This window comes from Herbivorax alkaliphila (assembly GCF_030848475.1).
Lineage (GTDB): Bacteria > Bacillota > Clostridia > Acetivibrionales > Acetivibrionaceae > Herbivorax.
On record NZ_JAVDDS010000001.1, the window covers coordinates 64164 to 82683 of the forward strand.

The 18520-nt window shown below is 32.9% G+C and carries 12 protein-coding genes; all 12 read right to left on the reverse strand.

Going from position 1 to position 18520, the window contains the following annotated elements; genetic code table 11:
- Nucleotides 1-30 precede the first annotated feature (30 nt).
- Nucleotides 31-1560, reverse strand: coding sequence for a xylulokinase (gene xylB / locus RBH29_RS00240; RefSeq protein WP_306694234.1), 1530 nt, complete (start codon nt 1558-1560; stop codon nt 31-33).
- A 22-nt stretch (nt 1561-1582) separates the two neighbouring features.
- Nucleotides 1583-3754: a glycoside hydrolase family 3 C-terminal domain-containing protein gene (locus tag RBH29_RS00245; protein WP_306694235.1), complete on the reverse strand. Its 2172-nt coding sequence runs from the start codon at nt 3752-3754 to the stop codon at nt 1583-1585.
- A 62-nt stretch (nt 3755-3816) separates the two neighbouring features.
- Nucleotides 3817-5892 (reverse strand): alpha-glucuronidase family glycosyl hydrolase, encoded by a 2076-nt coding sequence (locus RBH29_RS00250; RefSeq protein ID WP_306694237.1) that lies wholly within the window; start codon nt 5890-5892, stop codon nt 3817-3819.
- Nucleotides 5893-5923: 31 nt separating this feature from the next.
- Entirely contained in the window at nt 5924-6838 is a 915-nt protein-coding gene (locus RBH29_RS00255; protein ID WP_306694238.1) for a carbohydrate ABC transporter permease, read from the reverse strand.
- 12 nt (nt 6839-6850) lie between these two features.
- On the reverse strand, nt 6851-7840 hold the full coding sequence (locus RBH29_RS00260) for an ABC transporter permease (protein ID WP_373463244.1): 990 nt from the start codon (nt 7838-7840) through the stop codon (nt 6851-6853).
- 308 nt (nt 7841-8148) lie between these two features.
- A complete protein-coding gene (locus RBH29_RS00265) occupies nt 8149-9849 on the reverse strand; it encodes a type 2 periplasmic-binding domain-containing protein (protein ID WP_306694240.1) in 1701 nt (566 codons plus the stop codon).
- A 256-nt stretch (nt 9850-10105) separates the two neighbouring features.
- Nucleotides 10106-11683, reverse strand: a complete 1578-nt coding sequence (locus RBH29_RS00270; RefSeq protein WP_306694241.1) for a response regulator transcription factor — start codon at nt 11681-11683, stop codon at nt 10106-10108.
- Nucleotides 11684-11730: 47 nt separating this feature from the next.
- Entirely contained in the window at nt 11731-13557 is a 1827-nt protein-coding gene (locus tag RBH29_RS00275; protein ID WP_306694243.1) for a sensor histidine kinase, read from the reverse strand.
- Nucleotides 13558-13593: 36 nt separating this feature from the next.
- Complete coding sequence (locus RBH29_RS00280; protein ID WP_306694244.1) at nt 13594-15201, reverse strand: response regulator transcription factor; 1608 nt, start codon at nt 15199-15201, stop codon at nt 13594-13596.
- A gap of 121 nt (nt 15202-15322) precedes the next feature.
- Nucleotides 15323-16570, reverse strand: coding sequence for a glucuronate isomerase (locus tag RBH29_RS00285; RefSeq protein ID WP_306694245.1), 1248 nt, complete (start codon nt 16568-16570; stop codon nt 15323-15325).
- Nucleotides 16571-16719: 149 nt separating this feature from the next.
- Nucleotides 16720-17742, reverse strand: a complete 1023-nt coding sequence (locus RBH29_RS00290) for a PfkB family carbohydrate kinase (protein WP_373463247.1) — start codon at nt 17740-17742, stop codon at nt 16720-16722.
- A 58-nt stretch (nt 17743-17800) separates the two neighbouring features.
- Nucleotides 17801-18445, reverse strand: a complete 645-nt coding sequence (locus RBH29_RS00295; RefSeq protein ID WP_306694247.1) for a bifunctional 2-keto-4-hydroxyglutarate aldolase/2-keto-3-deoxy-6-phosphogluconate aldolase — start codon at nt 18443-18445, stop codon at nt 17801-17803.
- Nucleotides 18446-18520 lie beyond the last annotated feature (75 nt).

The following is an 18520-nucleotide window of genomic DNA, read 5'->3' on the forward strand; positions in this document are numbered from 1 at the left end:
TCCTCCTGTTTATTATTAATTTTTTATTTTTTACTCAATTATATCAGATAAATCATTAAAATCCTTTTTAAGCGAATTATAAAGTCCTTTATATACACTGTAATACTTACTATATTTTTTATTAAAATCTTTATTTGCATTTTGTATTGTTTTTACTTTAATAACTGCATCACAGGCTTCAGGCACACTGTTATAAACACCTGATCCAACACCTGCAAGCAGTGCCACACCAAGGGCTGGTCCTTCGCTTGAACTGATGGTAGCAATATCTGTTCCAAATACATCTGCCTGCATCTGTCTCCACAATTTACTCTTTCCTCCACCACCAGAAGCTCTTACCTGTGAAACATCCACGCCCATACCTCTAATTATTTCCATACAGTCCTTAAGACTGTACACAACTCCTTCCATTACCGCTCTTATAAGATCCTGCTTTTCATGCTTTGCAGACAATCCAAAAAATACTCCCTTTGCTTTAGGGTCAAGATGTGGTGTTCTTTCACCCATTAGGTAAGGCAAGTATATAAGTCCATTACAGCCAACATCTACTTTTTCAGCCTCTTGATCCATTAATATATAAGGGTCTGTTTTCATAAGCTCGGCTGTTCTTTTTTCTTCTATACAGAAATTATCCCTAAACCACTTAAGGGATAAACCCGCTCCCTGTGTAACTCCCATAACATGCCATGTATTAGGCACAGCATGACAGAAAGTATGTACTCTTCCTAATGGATCTATCGTTACATTATCGGAAAAAGCAAAGACAACCCCTGAAGTTCCAATGGTTGAAGAAATAACTCCAGGTTTAACAATCCCATTTCCAATTGCACCTGCTGCTTGGTCTCCACCACCACCTGCAACAGATGTGCCTTCCTTTAAGCCAGTTAATTTAGCTGCACTGCTGTTAACTTTACCACTTATTTCAAAGGATTCATACATAGTACCAAGCATGTCTTTATTTATTTCAAGCTTCTCTAGTACCTCATCACTCCACTTTCTCTTTGGTATATCCATTAATTGCATACCACTTGCATCAGAAACTTCGGTAGCAAATTCTCCAGTTAGACGAAATCTTATATAGTCTTTTGGAAGAAGTATTTTACTTACCTTTTCAAAAATTTCAGGCTCATTATTTTTAACCCAGAGGATTTTAGAGGCTGTAAATCCTGTCAAAGCTGGATTTGCAGTTATCTCAATCAGCCTTTCCTTTCCTATCATTGAAGTGATTTGATCACATTCTAAATAGCTTCTTTGGTCACACCAGATTATTGCTTTTCTAAGCACATTGGCGTTTTTATCTAACAAAACAGCACCGTGCATCTGTCCTGAAAGACCTAAACCCTTAATTTCAGAGGAATCAACTCCACTTTTTGCTATAACTTGATTTATTGATTTGTATGTCGCTCTCCACCAGTCTTCTGGATCTTGCTCTGCCCATCCTACATTAGGTTGATACAGAGGATACTCTTCTAATGCACTGGCAATTGTATTTCCACTTTCATCAAATAATACAGTCTTTGTCCCTGACGTACCTATATCTACTCCAAGTAAATAAGCCAATTTTATCCCCCCATGTAATTTATTAATATTCTAATTGTACCATATTTCCTGTAACTTCAAATACTGCTTCTTCAACTTTAGTCCCTGTCAACTGCTGACTTCTCTCATCAGGCTGACTTCCTCCAACGTACACTTTAAAGGCACCTGGTTTTATAATACGCTGCCCCTTTTCATTTATAAAGGACATTTGCTTTTTGGTCAATTCAAACTGAACTGTCATCTCTTCTCTAGGTGCTAAATTTATTCTCTTAAATCCTTCTAAGTGCCATTTTGGAGCCTCTGGATTGTCAACCTCTTTTATATACATTTGAACAATTTCATCAGCCTTAAAGTTGCCTGTGTTTTTTGCTTTTACACTACATTGCACATTCTCTCCTGCATTCACTTTATCCTTTGAAATCTTTAATTCGCTGTATTCAAACTTAGTATATCCTAAACCATATCCGAAGGGATAAAGAGCAGGCTTTTCCATATATTTATATGTGCGATTTTTCATTGAATAATCTCTAAAATCAGGAAGTTCTTCTGTTGTTTTGTAAAATGTTATCGGTAACTTTCCAGAAGGGCTGTATTCACCAAAAAGCATTGATGCAATTGCTTTTCCGCCCTCTGCCCCTGGGTACCATGCCTGAACAATTGCAGGAACATTTTCATCTGCCCAAGTAACTGCTAATGCACTACCGGAAAGCAAAACTAAAATAACAGGTTTTCCTGCCTTATGAACTTCTTCTAGTAGTTCTTGCTGAAGCCCTGGAAGATTTAAATGAAGCTTATCACCACTGGCATATTCATTAGACACATCTCCCTGTTCTCCTTCAATAGTGGCATCAAGTCCTAAGCACATAACTACAACATCAGACCTGTCTGCAACTGAAAGAGCTTCTGCAAAACCTGCACCTCTTTCAGCTAAACCAGGACTTTCATTATATAGGTGGCAGCCTTCGGCATAATATATTCTGGTATCTTCAGATACAGCCTCTCTAATTCCATCTAAAACAGTAACGTATTTTGAAGCATCTCCAAAATAATTGCCTATTAATGCATCTCTACTATCAGCATTAGGCCCAATTACAGCAATTGACTTTATTTTGTCTCTATCAAGTGGAAGTATATTTTTTTCATTCTTTAAAAGAACCAGTGATTTTTTTGACATCTCAAGTGCAAATTCCCTGTGTTCTTTGCAATCGTTCATTTCATATGGAATTTTTGAATAAGCAACTTCTTTCTCATCATCAAACATTCCCAATTTCATTCTTGTAATCATTAATCTAATAACAGACTCTTCTATTGTTTTCTCATCTACAAGTCCTTCTTTATGTGCAATTAATAGATTACCATACATATTACCGCAATTTAAATCACATCCGTTATTAACAGCTAATGCAACTGATTCAGGAGCAGTTTTTGTAACCATGTGATTTTCATGGAAATCCTTTATAGCCCAGCAATCAGAAACTACATGTCCACTAAATTCCCACTCTTTTCTTAATATATCTTTAAGCAATGTCTTACTGCCACAACAGGGTTCTCCATTTGTCCTGTTATATGCACCCATTACAGCTTCAACCTGTGCTTCCTCTACACACTCTTTAAAAGCCGGAAGATATGTTTCACGCATATCCTTTTCAGATGCAACTGCATCAAACTCATGTCTTTCTCCTTCAGGACCACTGTGAACGGCATAGTGTTTTGCACAGGCAGCAGCCTTTAGGTATTTATCATCATTACCCTGTATTCCTTTAACAAATGACACTCCTAGTCTTCCTGTCAAATATGGATCCTCTCCATATGTTTCATGACCTCTTCCCCATCTAGGATCTCGGAAAATATTTATATTCGGAGACCAAAATGTCAATCCTTTATATATTCCACAATCTCCTTTTCTCTGAAACTCATGAAACTTAGCCCTTCCTTCAGTGGAAATAACATCGGCAATTTTGTATATTAAATCTTCATCAAACGTTGCCGCCATGCCAATAGCCTGTGGAAACATTGTTGCAGTTCCTGCCCTTGCAACTCCATGAAGGGCTTCACTCCACCAGTTATACGCTTTTATTCCAAGTCGTGGTATTGCAGGTGCACTGTGTAACATCTGCATTACCTTTTCCTCAAGAGTCATCCTTGAGACCAAATCCTTAGCTCTTTCTTCAAAACTAAGCTCTTTATTTTTATAATTAGGTATTTGTTTTTCCATAAAAAACCTCCTGGTAATTCAGGTTACCATTTTACGTTAATTTAAAATAATTTTATTTATACTTAATAAATTTTTCTATTCAATTCATCGTTTATACCAGTCTTTCTGTAAAAATACGTATTCACAACATCTCTCCACTCTTTTGAATGTTCAAGCTGCATATAAAGCCTTTCTAATACATGATTAAATGATTCTTTTTCTATCTCACCCTCTAGACTGTTCCACTTTTTAATAAGCTCTTTAACCTGCTCAACACCTTCAAAATGAGTATTGTAAATGTGCTGAATTAAGGTTACTCCAGACTTTAACCTGTAACTATAGGGTACGTGATGGAAGAAAAGAATCAATTCCTCAGGACATTTATTCATATTCTCATAAAGTTCTGTAATCTCTTTACTGTATTGACCTGTATATCCTGTACCTGTTTTCATTGTACGATCTACACCAATTCCATTAATATCAGCCCTGTGATAAGTTCCCCACTTATCGTATTCATATCCATCCACATTAGGACCATAATGATGCCCTGGATTTACCATCCAGCCTATCCCTAATGGAGTTGTGTAGTTCTCATAAATACTCCTAGAACTAAGTAACATATGAGCTATAACATCAACTACATGCTTTTTATTTGAAAATGTCATCTTTACCCACTCATCAGTTATACTCTCTGATGACAAATTAGGATTCCATGTAAGACGTCCAAACCCATAGAGATTAGCCTGTGCCAGTTGATGTCCCGTCCAATTTGTGTCATTTCCTACGTTAACTACACCAGCTATTCCACTATATTTGTTTTTAAAAAATGAACCATTTACTATTTCCTTAACAGTTACATTTTCCCCATCTATTCTTGTATTAAAATCAAGTATTTCTTTCCACGTTGGCACAAGATAACACAGATGTTTTTGCTGACCTGTATATTCCTGGGTTACTTGAAACTCAATAGTATGATTTGTTTTTTCTAAGGCTCCAAAAAGAGGAGAAACAGGCTCTCTAACCTGAAAATCCATAGGTCCATTTTTAATCTGCAATAACACGTTATCATGAAACAAGCCATCTAGAGGCTTAAAATTGTCATAGGCTGCTTTTGCTCTATCTGTCTCCCTGTCTCTCCAGTCCTGAAGACAGTTGTACACAAAACATCTCCAAATAACAATTCCTCCAAAGGGCTCTAATGCTTCTGCAAGCATATTAGCTCCATCTGCATGATTTCGTCCATATGTGAAAGGCCCTGGTCGAAACTCTGAATCAGCCTTTACTAAAAATCCTCCAAAATCAGGAATTAAATCATATATCTCTTTTACTTTATTTTTCCACCACAGCTTTACACCTTCATCTAAAGGATCAGCAGTATCCAAGTTCCCAAGTTCAATAGGACTGGCATAATTTATACTCAAATATAATGTAACACCATAATTTCTAAACACTTCTGAAAGCTTTGCCACATCATTTAAATATTCTTTTGTAATAAGCTTAGACTCTATTTCATGTACATTTACATTGTTAATTACAACACCGTTTATGCCCACTGAAGCTAACAGCCTAGCATAATCATTTATTCTATTTTTATCTTTTATAATTTTATCTTTTTCAAAAAAAATAGACTCTCCCGCATAACCTCTTTCGATACTGCCATCTATATTGTCCCAGTGATTGACAATTCTTAAAAGGTTATGGGGATTATCAATTATTAATAAATCATCAATGTCCTTTTGCATCTGCATAAGTCTTAAAAATGCATACGCCCCATACAAAATACCTTTTTCTGTCTTTGAGGCTATTGCAATATATTTTTTTCCATTTTTGTTGATTGTCTTTATAAGATAACCATCTTTATATACTTTATCTTTTTCAGATGCTAAAACCTCATTATCTATATATTCATTCCTGCCTAATATACCCAATACAATAAATGCTGAACCCTCTGGCTTTTTAGACACACTTGGCTTTATGCCTAACATCCCATAGAAACCATTAGACAATTCAGCTTTCGCTGAATTGACTATTGGCGTATCTATCTCAGTAATAATATCTTTACACTGTGTGATATATATGTCTAATAGCTTTACATTTTTTATCTTTTTATACTTTAACCAGCATTTGTAATCTTCTTTTTTTATGTCACACTTAAGCATGTTTTGCTCCTTTATAAGTGAATTTATATTATTATTCCTTAACTCCACCTACATTCAGTCCTGCAATAAAGTACCTTTGCAAGAGTGGATATACAGAAAGTATTGGCACCATCGCAATAACAGTAATAGCCGCCTGAATAGTTATTGATGTAACCATACTAGATGCCATTTCACCTGCTAAACCAGTGCTGGCACGTTGTGCAGTACCCTGACTAAATGAAGATGCCAAAAGTTTTTGAAGTTCAAATTGCAAAGTACTAAGGCTCTGGTTTCCTGGTGCGTACAGGTACGTATCAAACCAGTTATTCCACTGAAAAATTATCGTAAACATACCAACAACAGCAAGAGCCGGCTTTGAAAGAGGAAATATAATCCTCATAAATATTTTAAAGTCCCCTGCTCCATCTAATTTTGCAGATTCTATAAAACTTTCTGGTATAGTGTTCATGAAAGTTCTTACAACTATAACATTAAATGCAGATATCGCCGCTGGAATGATGTATACCCAAAAGCTATTTAAAAGTCCTAAGTTTTGTATTAAATGATACGTTGGTATCAATCCGGCATTAAAGTACATTGTCAAAACAAATGCAATTGTAATAAATTTATTTAGAACATACTCTTTCCTAGTTAAACAATATGACAGCATGGCTGTTAGAAAAACATTTATAACAGCAGCTAAAACAGTTCTTGCAACGGATACAAAAAATGCTCTAATAATTGTTCCTCCAACAAATACAGCCTGATAATTCTGCAAGGTAAACTCCCTTGGCCAGAGACGTATTCCACCTCTCATTGCATCAATACCCTCATTAAATGAAATGGCAAGGGTATTTAAGAAAGGGTACATTGTAAAAATAATTAAAATTCCCATAACAGTAGCATTAAAAGCATTAAAAGCTACATCATATATACTATGTCTTTTGCCTCTAAATTTTATATACATACTCTCACCCCCTTATATAAGCCTTTCCTCTCCAATTTTTTTAGCTATAGCATTTACACCAAATACCAGAAATACACTTACAACTGTCTTAAACATACCTGCAGCTGTTGCAAGCGAAAAATTACTTCTTCTGATACCATACCTCAATGCAAATACATCAATTGTCTCGGACCATGCTATATTACCTGGTCTTTGTAAAAGATACTGAAATTCAAAACCACTACCGCCAGTACCTGCACTTAATAGGTGGGCAACATTCATTATCAAAAGCACCACGAAAGTAGACTTAATCCCTGGCAGTGTTATATGACGCATTTTCTTTAATCTTCCTGCTCCATCAATTTCAGCTGCCTCGTAAAGGTTAGGATCTATAGCCGCCATTGCTCCAAGATAAATTATTGCATTAAATCCTACCTGTTTCCACACATTGGCTATACCAAATATACCCCAGAAATACTTTCCTTCAGACAGCCACAGTCTTGGACTATCAATAATATTTAAAGCAACAAGTATTTCATTAACTATTCCATTATTTAAAAGAACTTGTGAAACCATTGTTGCCGCAATAACCCATGATAAAAAATATGGCAGATACGATATTGTTTGAACTGTCTTTTTAATAAACAAGTTCTTTATTTCATTTAATAAAAGAGCCAGTGCTATTGCTGTGACAAATGAAAGAACTAGATTTATAAGACTCATACCTAGCGTATTTCTCAAAACTCTTCCAAAGTTTGCTTGCCTGAATAAAAAGTCAAACCAATAAAACCCCACCCAGTCCTGATTAAATATAGTAGCAGTAGGACTTGGTCTGTAATTTTGGAAGGCCATAACCCACCCATATAGTGGGAAATACTGAAATATAAATATGTATATAAGAAGGGGAACAGACATAAACATAAGCTGTTTTTGATCTTTTATTTTTTCCCATTTTTTTCTTTTGGCAGATTTTTTAACTACCATGGTTTCACCCATATTGGTATTTAAATTAGAATCTTGCATATAAACACTCTCCTATAATAAACTAAATTCTCTTTATTAGGGCAACATCTTAATTGTATTTATACTTTGTGCTAAGGAATGCCTTAGAAATAACTTTGTATTCTCAAGGACAATTTATTAGCCATTATTAAGCAATCTTTTTTTACAAAACCCTACTAATCTTAATATAAATTTAAAGAAAAATATCAACTTTTCACAAATAGGGGAAGGTATTTTAAAAGCATACCTTCCGCTATTTGTTTTACAAAAGTTCAGATTAATTATTTTAAAGTCTTACAAATATGTTTTCTATGTGAAACTGTTTTTAATTATTTAGTCCACTCTTCCATTCTTCTCTGAACACCTTCTGTTATATGTTCTTCAAAAGCATCTACATCTATATTTTCGTGTGCCTCAAGGAATTCTTCCCACTTTTGATCAAACTCACCTGGATTAGCTGTTATTATGCTAGGTAAATATTCAAATGCTATATCCTGTAACGCTTGAGCCGCCATGTCTGGTGGACTGTTATTTGGAACATTAATATTCCATGCAGGGAAGTACATTGGATTTTCAGGTGGATCTGAGTACATCTGTCCCTGAGTTTGAACTCCATAAGCTTCATACAATTCCTGCTCAGACTCTGTCAAACCAGCAAAATATTCCTCTGGCTGCTGTCCTGCTGATGTTGCATTACCACAACTTAATGTACCTTCCATTTTAGGCATAAATTCCAACAAGTCTCTTGCTTGATTAGCAAGTCTCCATTGATTGTCCTCTTGATTATTTCTCATCTCTGGCTCTCTATAAAATATTCCATCATCATCAACAAGATAATCTACACCTTCTTCACCCCACTGCAAGGTTATCTGCCAATCTTCATCCAGCATAGCTTCAAAAAATTGCATTATTCTGTCAGGATCTTCAGCATTAGTACTTATTGCAAAACCACTGTTAACATTTAACTCTGGACGAGTCAAATACCAATCAGTTATGCTCTCATCGTGTACAATTGGAGCTGGAGCAAATATTCTTTCTTCTTTTCCCTGTTCACGTAGAGAAACATTTGCTTCATTAAAATTCCAACGCTGATCAAAAAGTCCTAAGACTGCTCCACTTGCAAGCTTTCCTCTGTACTGGTCATAGTTCATAACAAAGCTTTCTCCATCAACTACACCTGCATTATACATTTCATTAAGCTTTTTATAGTATTTCCTAGAAGTCTCTTTGTCCTGAAAAATCTCAGCTGTGTAATCGTCTTGGTCTACTATAACGATTCCATCATTAGGAGCTCCTGCAAGATGTGCTGGAGCGTTTCTTAGCGTCCAGTCCATTCCCCTATCTGTAAGTACAACAAAACCTTCTGTTTTTTGACCATCAATCTCAGGATACAATTCCATATACTCCTGAATTATGTCAAAATAATCATCCAATGTAGTAAGTTCAGGATAGTCAAATTCTCTTAGCACTTCATTTTGAATCCAGAATGAAGGACCCCAGTTCTCATTTTGATGAACTGTACCATAGTGCACTCCATAGTTTGGCATGATATACACATTATCATCATCATGACTTATTCTGTTGATTAACTCACCATAGTGTTCGTTAAGATTTGGATAATTTTCAGCATCATTGATGTAGTCTTGCAAAGGAATAAATGCACCTGCATCAATAAACTGATTTGCTTCATTTGACTGAACACCTAACAAGTCTGGGTATTCTCCACCAGCTGTCATTGTTCCAACTCTTTCACTGATTTCACCTACAACAAATTCAAATTCAAATTCAACTCCAAATTCGTCTCTGATTTTGTTGTAAATCCTGTTGTCACTTGTAGGATTTGATCCTGCACGACTGATAAATGTGGATAGTGTCATTATATCATCACTGCCACCATCGCCGCCATCGACATCATCGACACCATCGCCTCTATCAGTTGTATCTCCATTGTCACCACAACCTGCTAAGGCAAAAGTTAAAACAAGTACCACAGAAAGACAAATAACTAACAATCTCTTGCTATTCTTCATTGTTTTTCCCCCTTAATGATAGTTTGTTGCACAGCTTTTAAAAAGCATATGCACTACATACATTTTATTATACAATTATTTATGTCTTTTTTGATTTAATAAACTAAAGATATGTACCCTAAAAATTAAACTTTTATTAAAATTTTATAGGTTTTAAATAACTTACGGGGTTTTATGTAAATATTCTTACCCTCATTTTACCTTATGTCCATGCATTATGTTTTGGTTTTATATTTGTATTCTCACATGTCAACCATTAATTTGAACTCTGTTTCTTTTTATAGTTATTAGGTCTTGTTCCAGTATTTCTTTCAAAGTACTTTAAAAACATATTGTAATTTGAATAACCTAATTCCCTTGCTATTTCACATGTTTCCATTGATGTCTCTTCTAAAAGTCTCTTTGCTTCATCTATCCTTAATTCATGTACATAATCACTAAATCTTACACCAAATATTTTTTTAAAAAGCTGTCCAAGATAGACAGGGTTTATGTAAAGATTTTTTGACATCTCTTTTATTGTGATTGGCTCCTTGTAATTTTCTTTAATATATTTCTCTATTCTATAACTATTTTCATCGAATACTTTTTTATTCTTCTCTCTTAAAATTTTACAGCAATATTTGCACCAATCTATAACAACCTTTTTTATTTGAGTAATTGGAATTTTTTTGTTTTTAAATTCTGACATGTTTATTTTGAAAGCATCTACCTCATTCATATCTTCTGTAACTTTATTGCTTCGGTAAATAATATTATTGACATACATATATATTATTTCAGGGTCTAATAATCTTTCTTTGAAATATGCAAACTCCTTTTGTATAATATCTTCCACTTTTTCTTCATTAATCTCTTCAACTGCCTCAATAACTAAATCAACACATTCGCTATGTAAAAAATCGTAATCAAAATTAACATTTTTAAGAGAAGTGTAAAATATTATATTGTCTAAATCCTCATAAAAGCAGTGCTCTAGTGCTTTTTTTGAAGTATTGTATGCTCTTTTTATTTCCTTTAAATCTTTTATAGGGTTACCTACAGAAATTTGATACCTGCTGTCAAAGATCTTTTTTATTGGAGCTGCTATCTCCTTTAGTATATTTTTAATTTTATCCTGATTTTCTCCATCTTCTAAAATCCCAATAAACAAACCAAATGTATTTGTATTATTGTTGAAAACAAATAATTGATTATTATTTTCTATTGCCTCCTCAGAAATACTTTTCATGTGTTCTGTAATTTTATCCTTTTTGCTTTCTTGATTATTTAAATAGTCAGCAGGTAGTATTTTAAGAAATGCATAATACCAGACTTTTGCAGCATTTTTGCCAAAAGTAGAATTATAAATGTTGCAAAGCTCATCAGTACTTCCATCTTTATGAATTAGTTTTTTAATCAAATTGCTTATAGACATATGAGCTTCCTCTGTTTTCAGCAATTTATTTTCCTTTTCTCTTTCAATTTCAGTGCACAAATCTTTTAAAACCTGCGTTATTTCTTCTTCGAATACAGGTTTTAATAAATAATGTTTCACACCAAATTCCATGGCTTTTTTAGCATATTCAAATTCACTGTACCCACTTAATATAATAAATTTTATATTGCTGTCTATTTTGTTTTTCACAAAAGATATAAGTTCTAACCCATCTAACACAGGCATTCTAACGTCAGTGACCACTACATCAGGTTTTAGTTTCCTTATTTTTAATGTAGCTTCTTCCCCATTTGAGGCTTCTCCACATATTTCATAGCCATTTTTTTCCCATTCAATAATGTTTTTCAGTCCTTCATTCGCTAGAGGTTCATCATCTACAATTAAAACCCTTAACATTTCAAGATAACCTCCCTAGATTAATAATTTATACATATTTTTATGAATTAAATACTTTTTTGATTAGAAAGCTTGCTTGTAAATGGTATTAAAAAACTTACCGTTGTTCCCTTGCCTTTTTTGCTTTCAATAAAAAATTTTAAATCCTCTCCATAATACAACTTAAGTCTTCTATATACATTTCTTATCCCTATACTTCCTGCTTTGTATATGTCATCTTCCAAACTCATTAAGATGTCTTCTATTTGATCTTCCAAAATACCTATTCCATTATCCTTGACGGATACTTTTAAATCTTCTCCTAAAACCCTAATTTCAACAGTGATATCACCATGTCCTTTTATGCTCTGTATACCGTGCTTACATGCATTTTCCACTAATGGCTGTATACTCATTTTAGGAATTTTAAAATTATGTACACCTTCATCTATAAACACATTATATTTAAACTTTTCACTAAAACGAAATTTTTCTATTTTAAGATACATTTCAGTAAAGCATATCTCTTCCTCTACTGTAACCAAATCATCTTTCCAGCTTAAAAGTCTTCTAAGAGTCTTTGAAAGATTTTTTATTACATCAATTATTTCTGTATAATTGTTTTTTACACTTACAATTAACATAGCATTTAGAGTATTGAATAAAAAATGTGGATTCATTTGGCTTTGAAGAAAATTAATTTCAGCCTGCACCCTTTCTAATTCTAAATCTTTCTTTTGAATTTGAAGCTTATACACATCATTTATTAATGTATTTATTTTTACAGCCATTTTATTGAATTTTCTTATCAACTGTCCAATTTCATCTTTTCCCTCATTTAAAACTATTAAGTCCAGTTGTTCGTCTCCAAATTTTGACATGTGGCTTGAAAGTTTTTTTATTCTATCATTGTAAGACCTCAATATTATCCAAACTAAAAAACCTGAAATAAGTATACTGACACATGCAAGTAATAATATAAAATGCCTAGCCTGTTTCATTGCCATATATACTTTTTCTTCATTTGGAACTCCTACTAATCGCCAGTCCTTAATATATGATGCTTCCCAAAGATTGCCATCAAACAAAATTTCACTTTCATTAAATCCTAAATCATCAAATTTTATAAATTCATACTTCTCCTCATTTCCATATACATAATCATCTACAGCTAAAACCACTCTTCCTTCATCATCAACGATATAAAGGCTTAAATAGTCCTTTTCCCTCTCTAGAGCATTATAAATCCAATGAGTATTAATATCAACTTTTAGTATTCTCTCATGCTGCATTGTCTGGGGTCGATCTGCCTGAGCTCTATCTATTTGATCCATAACCCTTATAATACTTAAAAATTCATCGTATCTATTCTTGCTATAATCTATAGTTTCAATATCAGCATATAACATAGGATTTCCATTAAATTCTTTATTCTTTTTATACCATGGAGTATCTTTTATTTCATCATTAAGTATAATAAAATAACCACCAGAATCTATAGTGTCATTGGATGTATATATTGTTATGTTTGAAATATTTCTGTAAATGGCTAAATATCTATCAACCCTGCCTTTTAAGGAGTCTGTAAAAACACTATAATATTCACCTTTTTCGTAAGATTTATCTAACTCATCATATATCCCTCTATCATAATATATAGAATGGCTCACAGCCAGACCCTCTCTAATTACATGTGCAATATCAGTTTTTGCTCTCTCATAAGAAATTTTAAAATTTTCTTCTTCTCTTTCTCTAACAGTATTAGATAAGCTATTTAAAAAAATTAAATTAACCGATAAAATAGGAATTATTACGCAAAAAATACTTATTAAGATAAACTTAGTATTAATAGGTATGTCGTTTATTTTATTTAAAATTTGTAATCTCAATCTCACAAAACCCCGCCTTTTTTCTCTATAAAAACTAACAGCCTAATATTTGTGCAGGTTAACCAAAAAATTGTTTTTAAATTCAGAAGGAGAAAAATTTGTAAAGCTTTTAAACTTAGCTGTAAAATATTCAGTATCATTGTATCCTACACTTCTTGCTACATCAGATACTTTCATATTTGTTTTCCTTAAAAGTTTTTTAGCTTCCTCTATTCTTATCTTGTGTAAATATTCGTTAAACTGCATTCCTGTAGTTTTTTTAAACTTTCTGCCAATGTATACAGGGTTAACGTAAAGTTCTTTTCCTATTATTTTTAAGTTTATTTCTTTACTATAATTTTCTTTAATGTACTGCTGCATCTCCAATATAATATCCTTTGAATTGCTTTTTGTAATGGAATCTATATACTGTGCCAGAAATATACATAAATCACAAACTTCATTTTTAAGCTCTTTCATAGTGGATTTCTCTAAGTCTTTATTAAAATCTATTATTTTTTTTGTAAACTCTTGTACATTACCCTTTAACTCCATTACATACTTTATGCATTCCAGCTCTAAATTTTCAATATAAATTTTTATTACTTCTGGAGCTGTCAGTTTCTTTGAAAATCCATGAAATAGATTTTTCATTGTTCTTTTTATTCCATCGACATCATTTTTTTTAATACACTTCTTTAAAGCATCAATATCTACTTCAAAAAAATCATAATTTTTTGACATGTTTTTAATATTTTTGTATAAAATAACACTTCCAATATCTTTAAAAAATTTGTAGCTTATAGCCAAGTCTACCTGCTTAAAAAGAGGTTCAAGAGATTTTATTCCAGACATTGAATCACTTATTGCAATTGAAACACTGCAATTTAAAGCATTCTCAATTGTTTTTTTCAAATCTTTTGCATAGTCATTAATTCTACTGTAAATACACATACTTTGAGATATTACAACACAAAACCTGCTTAAATCATCTTCAAAAATTTTTAAATTAATTTCATCATCCATACTGCTATTAATTAACTCTTTTGTTTTATCTCTTATTTTTCGAAGTTCAACTTCATCATAGTCACTCATCCACTTATCAAAATTATCAATTTCTAATAGCAACATTTTAATTTCTTCATCTTCTTTTATATCTAACATAAAGTTTGCACGCTTAATTTCCGAGTCCTTTGCATTACCTTTCAATATACTGTTTATGGCATTTTCAGCAACAAATGATAACTGATTGTTTCTTGACTCTTCCTTTTTTCTCTCCTCTTGAATCTGATTGCCTGCCTTTTTTACTGCTTGGTTTAGCTCATCTTCATCTAAAGGCTTTAAAATATAACTGTTTACCCCATATTTCATTGCCTTTTTGGCATAATCAAAATCGTTATATCCACTTAATATAATAAATTTAGCTCTTAAATTTGAATCTTCATAAACTGATTTAATAAGCTGAATACCATCCATTACAGGCATTCTTATATCGGTAATTACCAAATGTGGATTACCTGTTTTAATTATTTCTAACGCATCTTCTCCATTTGATGCTTCACCACAGATTGAAAATCCGTATTTCTCCCAGTCTACCATAATTCTAAGTCCTTCAAATACAAAAGGCTCATCATCAACAAGAAGCACTCTTAACAATTTATTTTCACCCACTTATATATTTACTACATATATTAAGTGTACAATTTTTATTATAATTTATCAATGTCTAAGTTACTTTAAGAAGTATGTAATAAATGTGAGTGAAAATAACTTCCTATGCTTTAAAAATCATTTAAGGTTCTATAAATTTCCAGAAATTTTCTCCAAATAAATTATTTATATCTCTTTCTATCCTGTCATTTGATATTTCATATCCTTCAGACATTAAATCGCTGTATTTTGTAGCCAATACATTTGCTATCACTTTTTTCGAATGTTTCCATTTGCTTATAAGTTGTTCAAACACTCTACAATCAGAATGCTGAGGAATAAAAGAAGTTCCCAGCCATTCAATTCTCATATTTGTTACAAACTCTATCAAGGAAGGTGAATTTAAAAACCACCAGCATCCAAATACCATTAAATTTTTAAATTTTCTTGCAGTTACAGTGAGTTCCTGCTGATTCTCTAAAGAAAGCATTGTAACAAGAAATTTATTGTATGGGTACTCAGAGCATAAATATTCTAAAGGCTCAATATCGGCTCTTTTAACAGAATCTCCAGCAAGCTTTAAAGCTGGATTCACCCCTCTTTTTACTCCTATCATCAACGCAAAAGGTATGTTTTTTTCTCTGCATACAGGAAGTACACAGTTTTCAATTATCTTAGCTCTTACAGAGCCATCATTCATGCTAAAATCAGGAGGCAGAGACACGGCACAGTACAATGCTTCCATCCTGTCTATATAATCAATAAGAAATTTTTTTATCTCTTCAATTGTTGGCTCTAATAAGTCTTTTTCTACATTATATCCAAGTTTTTTGATGTGTGTAAAGCTCTCTTCCCAAGAGTTTAAAACTCTATCTAGTCTGAGTGCCGCTTTAAATCTCTCATCCTTTACATATGAATTATCCCATACTTTTCTCTCGTCATCATCTAAAGGATCATTAGTCATAACTACACATTTAAGTTTTGAAATTTCAAATACTTGGTCAATATAATCTGAAAGTTTTTTTGACTCAAAAAATTTTCTAAAATAGTTTATATCTTTAACATTTACATCAAGACCCAGACTGTTAAATATTGTTATTATAGATTTGGCTGGTTCACTTAAAGGTGTGTTTTTAACAAATAATATATTCCATACAAATTCTGCCTGTTTATCTTTATCCATATCATAAAAATTTTTATAATCCATATCTGTATACCTCATAGCCTCTGCAACCAAATAATGATATGTCAAAAGTTCTTCAATACCGTAGAGAAACATACTTTCAAAGCATTGTGAAAACAAATGAGTATGAATGTCTGTAATATATACAGAATTTATCAAATCTTCTGTAACTTTATTGATATTTTGCCTATTTACAACTTCTTTCATTTTTATACTCCTTTTATTTTATCTTGTTATAAGACTCCACCTGAAGCCTCGATGTTTAGCTTTAGCTAAACGAGTTCACTACTCTATATAAATCCTTGATATTTAGCTACATAATGCATAAGTAAATTATTCAAGCCTGACCCCATTAGCTATCTTTGGACTCTTCCCGATCCATCACCTTTTATAAGCGACTTTACTTCATCTACAGTAACGTGATTGAAATCGCCTTCAATTGAATGTTTAAGACAGGATGCACCAACTGCAAATTCTATACACTCCTGCATATCAAATTCATTCATCAATGAATATATAAGGCCTCCTGCAAAGGAATCTCCTCCACCAACTCTATCTACAATATTTATAGAATATCTTTTTGAAAAATAAAATTCATCTTTGGCATAAAGCATTGCTCCCCAATTGTTAACAGAAGCCGATAAACTCTCTCTTAAAGTAATTGCAACTTTATCAAAATCAAATTTACTTTTAAGTTTTTTGGCAACTTCCTTATATCCTTCTCTGTTTAGTTTACCACCGGTAATATCAGTATTATCAGCCTTTATTCCAAACACTTTTTCTGCATCTTCTTCGTTTGCAATACATACATCTACGTATTCCATAAGCTGTTCCATCACCTGACCTGCTTTTTCTGTTGACCACAGATTTTTTCTATAGTTTAAATCACAGCTCACTGTAAGACCCTTTTCTTTAGCTTTCTTACATGCTTTATGTGTAAGTTTTTGGGCATTTTCAGACAATGCAGGAGTGATTCCTGTAAAGTGAAACCATTTAGCTCCCTCAAATATTGCATCCCAGTCAAAATCATCTTCATTAGCTGTTGAAATGGAAGAATCAGCCCTGTCATATATAACCTTTGAAGGTCTTTGAGATGAACCCTTTTCTAAAAAATATATTCCAAGTCTTTTTCCACCCTTTGCTATAAAATTTGTATTGACACTATACTGTTTTAAGCTGTTTATGGCAGCCTGGCCAATTGAATTATCAGGCACCTTTGTAGCAAATACAGCATCCATGCCATAATTAGAAAGTGAAACACCTACATTTGCCTCTCCTCCTCCATATGTAGCACCGAAGGAATTTGCCTGCACAAATCTTAAGTGCCCTGGTGGTGAAAGTCTTAACATTATTTCTCCAAAGCATATTATTTTAGACATTATTCTACCTCCAAACAAAATCTTTATATTTAAAAAAAGTGGAATCCCTCTTATAATATCATTGACCTCTTGCAATTTTTATCTTTTCACTAAACTCTTTTGCAGCTTTAGTTACAGAATTGTAGTCACCTTTTTTAGCTCCCTTTATTAAGCTGCCACCAACTCCAACAGCAACAGCACCTGCATTTATCCACTTAAAGATGTTTTCTAGGTCAACTCCTCCTGTAGGCATCAAAGATGCATAAGGCATAGGACCTTTAACTGCTTTAATAAATTTAGGACCTAACACTTCTCCCGGGAATACCTTTACTATATCAGCACCTGCTTCTAGACATTCTGCCACCTCTTTAATAGTCATTGCACCTGGCATACAGGCAATCTGATATCTGTTACAAAGACTCACTACTTTTTTATTAAGATATGGAGTTACTATATAGCCTGCTCCTGCTAAAATTGCAATTCTTGCGGTTTCTGTATCCATAACGGTGCCGGCTCCTAGAATAATCTCTTCATCACTGTATTTAGAGCTCAATTCTTTTAAAATTTCAGTTGCACCAGGTACAGTATATGTGATTTCTATTGCAGATACCCCACCTTCAATACATGCATCAACAATTTTAAATGCCTTTTCTCTGGTTTCTGCCCTTATTACAGCAACAAGACCGCTTTCCTTTATTTTATATAATATTTCTTCCTTATTCATAAAAAATTCCCTCCCATTACTTATGTCATGGTAACTTCTCCCACTTATTTGTAGCTTTTCTCAAGGTTCATGCTT

Coding starts and splice junctions, on each gene's coding strand:
- RBH29_RS00260 (WP_373463244.1), bottom strand. CDS start 7,840: ATGCAAGATTCTAATTTAAATACCAATATGGGTGAAACCATGGTAGTT.
- RBH29_RS00295 (WP_306694247.1), bottom strand. CDS start 18,445: ATGAATAAGGAAGAAATATTATATAAAATAAAGGAAAGCGGTCTTGTT.
- RBH29_RS00290 (WP_373463247.1), bottom strand. CDS start 17,742: ATGTCTAAAATAATATGCTTTGGAGAAATAATGTTAAGACTTTCACCA.
- RBH29_RS00250 (WP_306694237.1), bottom strand. CDS start 5,892: ATGCTTAAGTGTGACATAAAAAAAGAAGATTACAAATGCTGGTTAAAG.
- RBH29_RS00270 (WP_306694241.1), bottom strand. CDS start 11,683: ATGTTAAGGGTTTTAATTGTAGATGATGAACCTCTAGCGAATGAAGGA.
- RBH29_RS00245 (WP_306694235.1), bottom strand. CDS start 3,754: ATGGAAAAACAAATACCTAATTATAAAAATAAAGAGCTTAGTTTTGAA.
- RBH29_RS00265 (WP_306694240.1), bottom strand. CDS start 9,849: ATGAAGAATAGCAAGAGATTGTTAGTTATTTGTCTTTCTGTGGTACTT.
- RBH29_RS00285 (WP_306694245.1), bottom strand. CDS start 16,570: ATGAAAGAAGTTGTAAATAGGCAAAATATCAATAAAGTTACAGAAGAT.
- RBH29_RS00255 (WP_306694238.1), bottom strand. CDS start 6,838: ATGTATATAAAATTTAGAGGCAAAAGACATAGTATATATGATGTAGCT.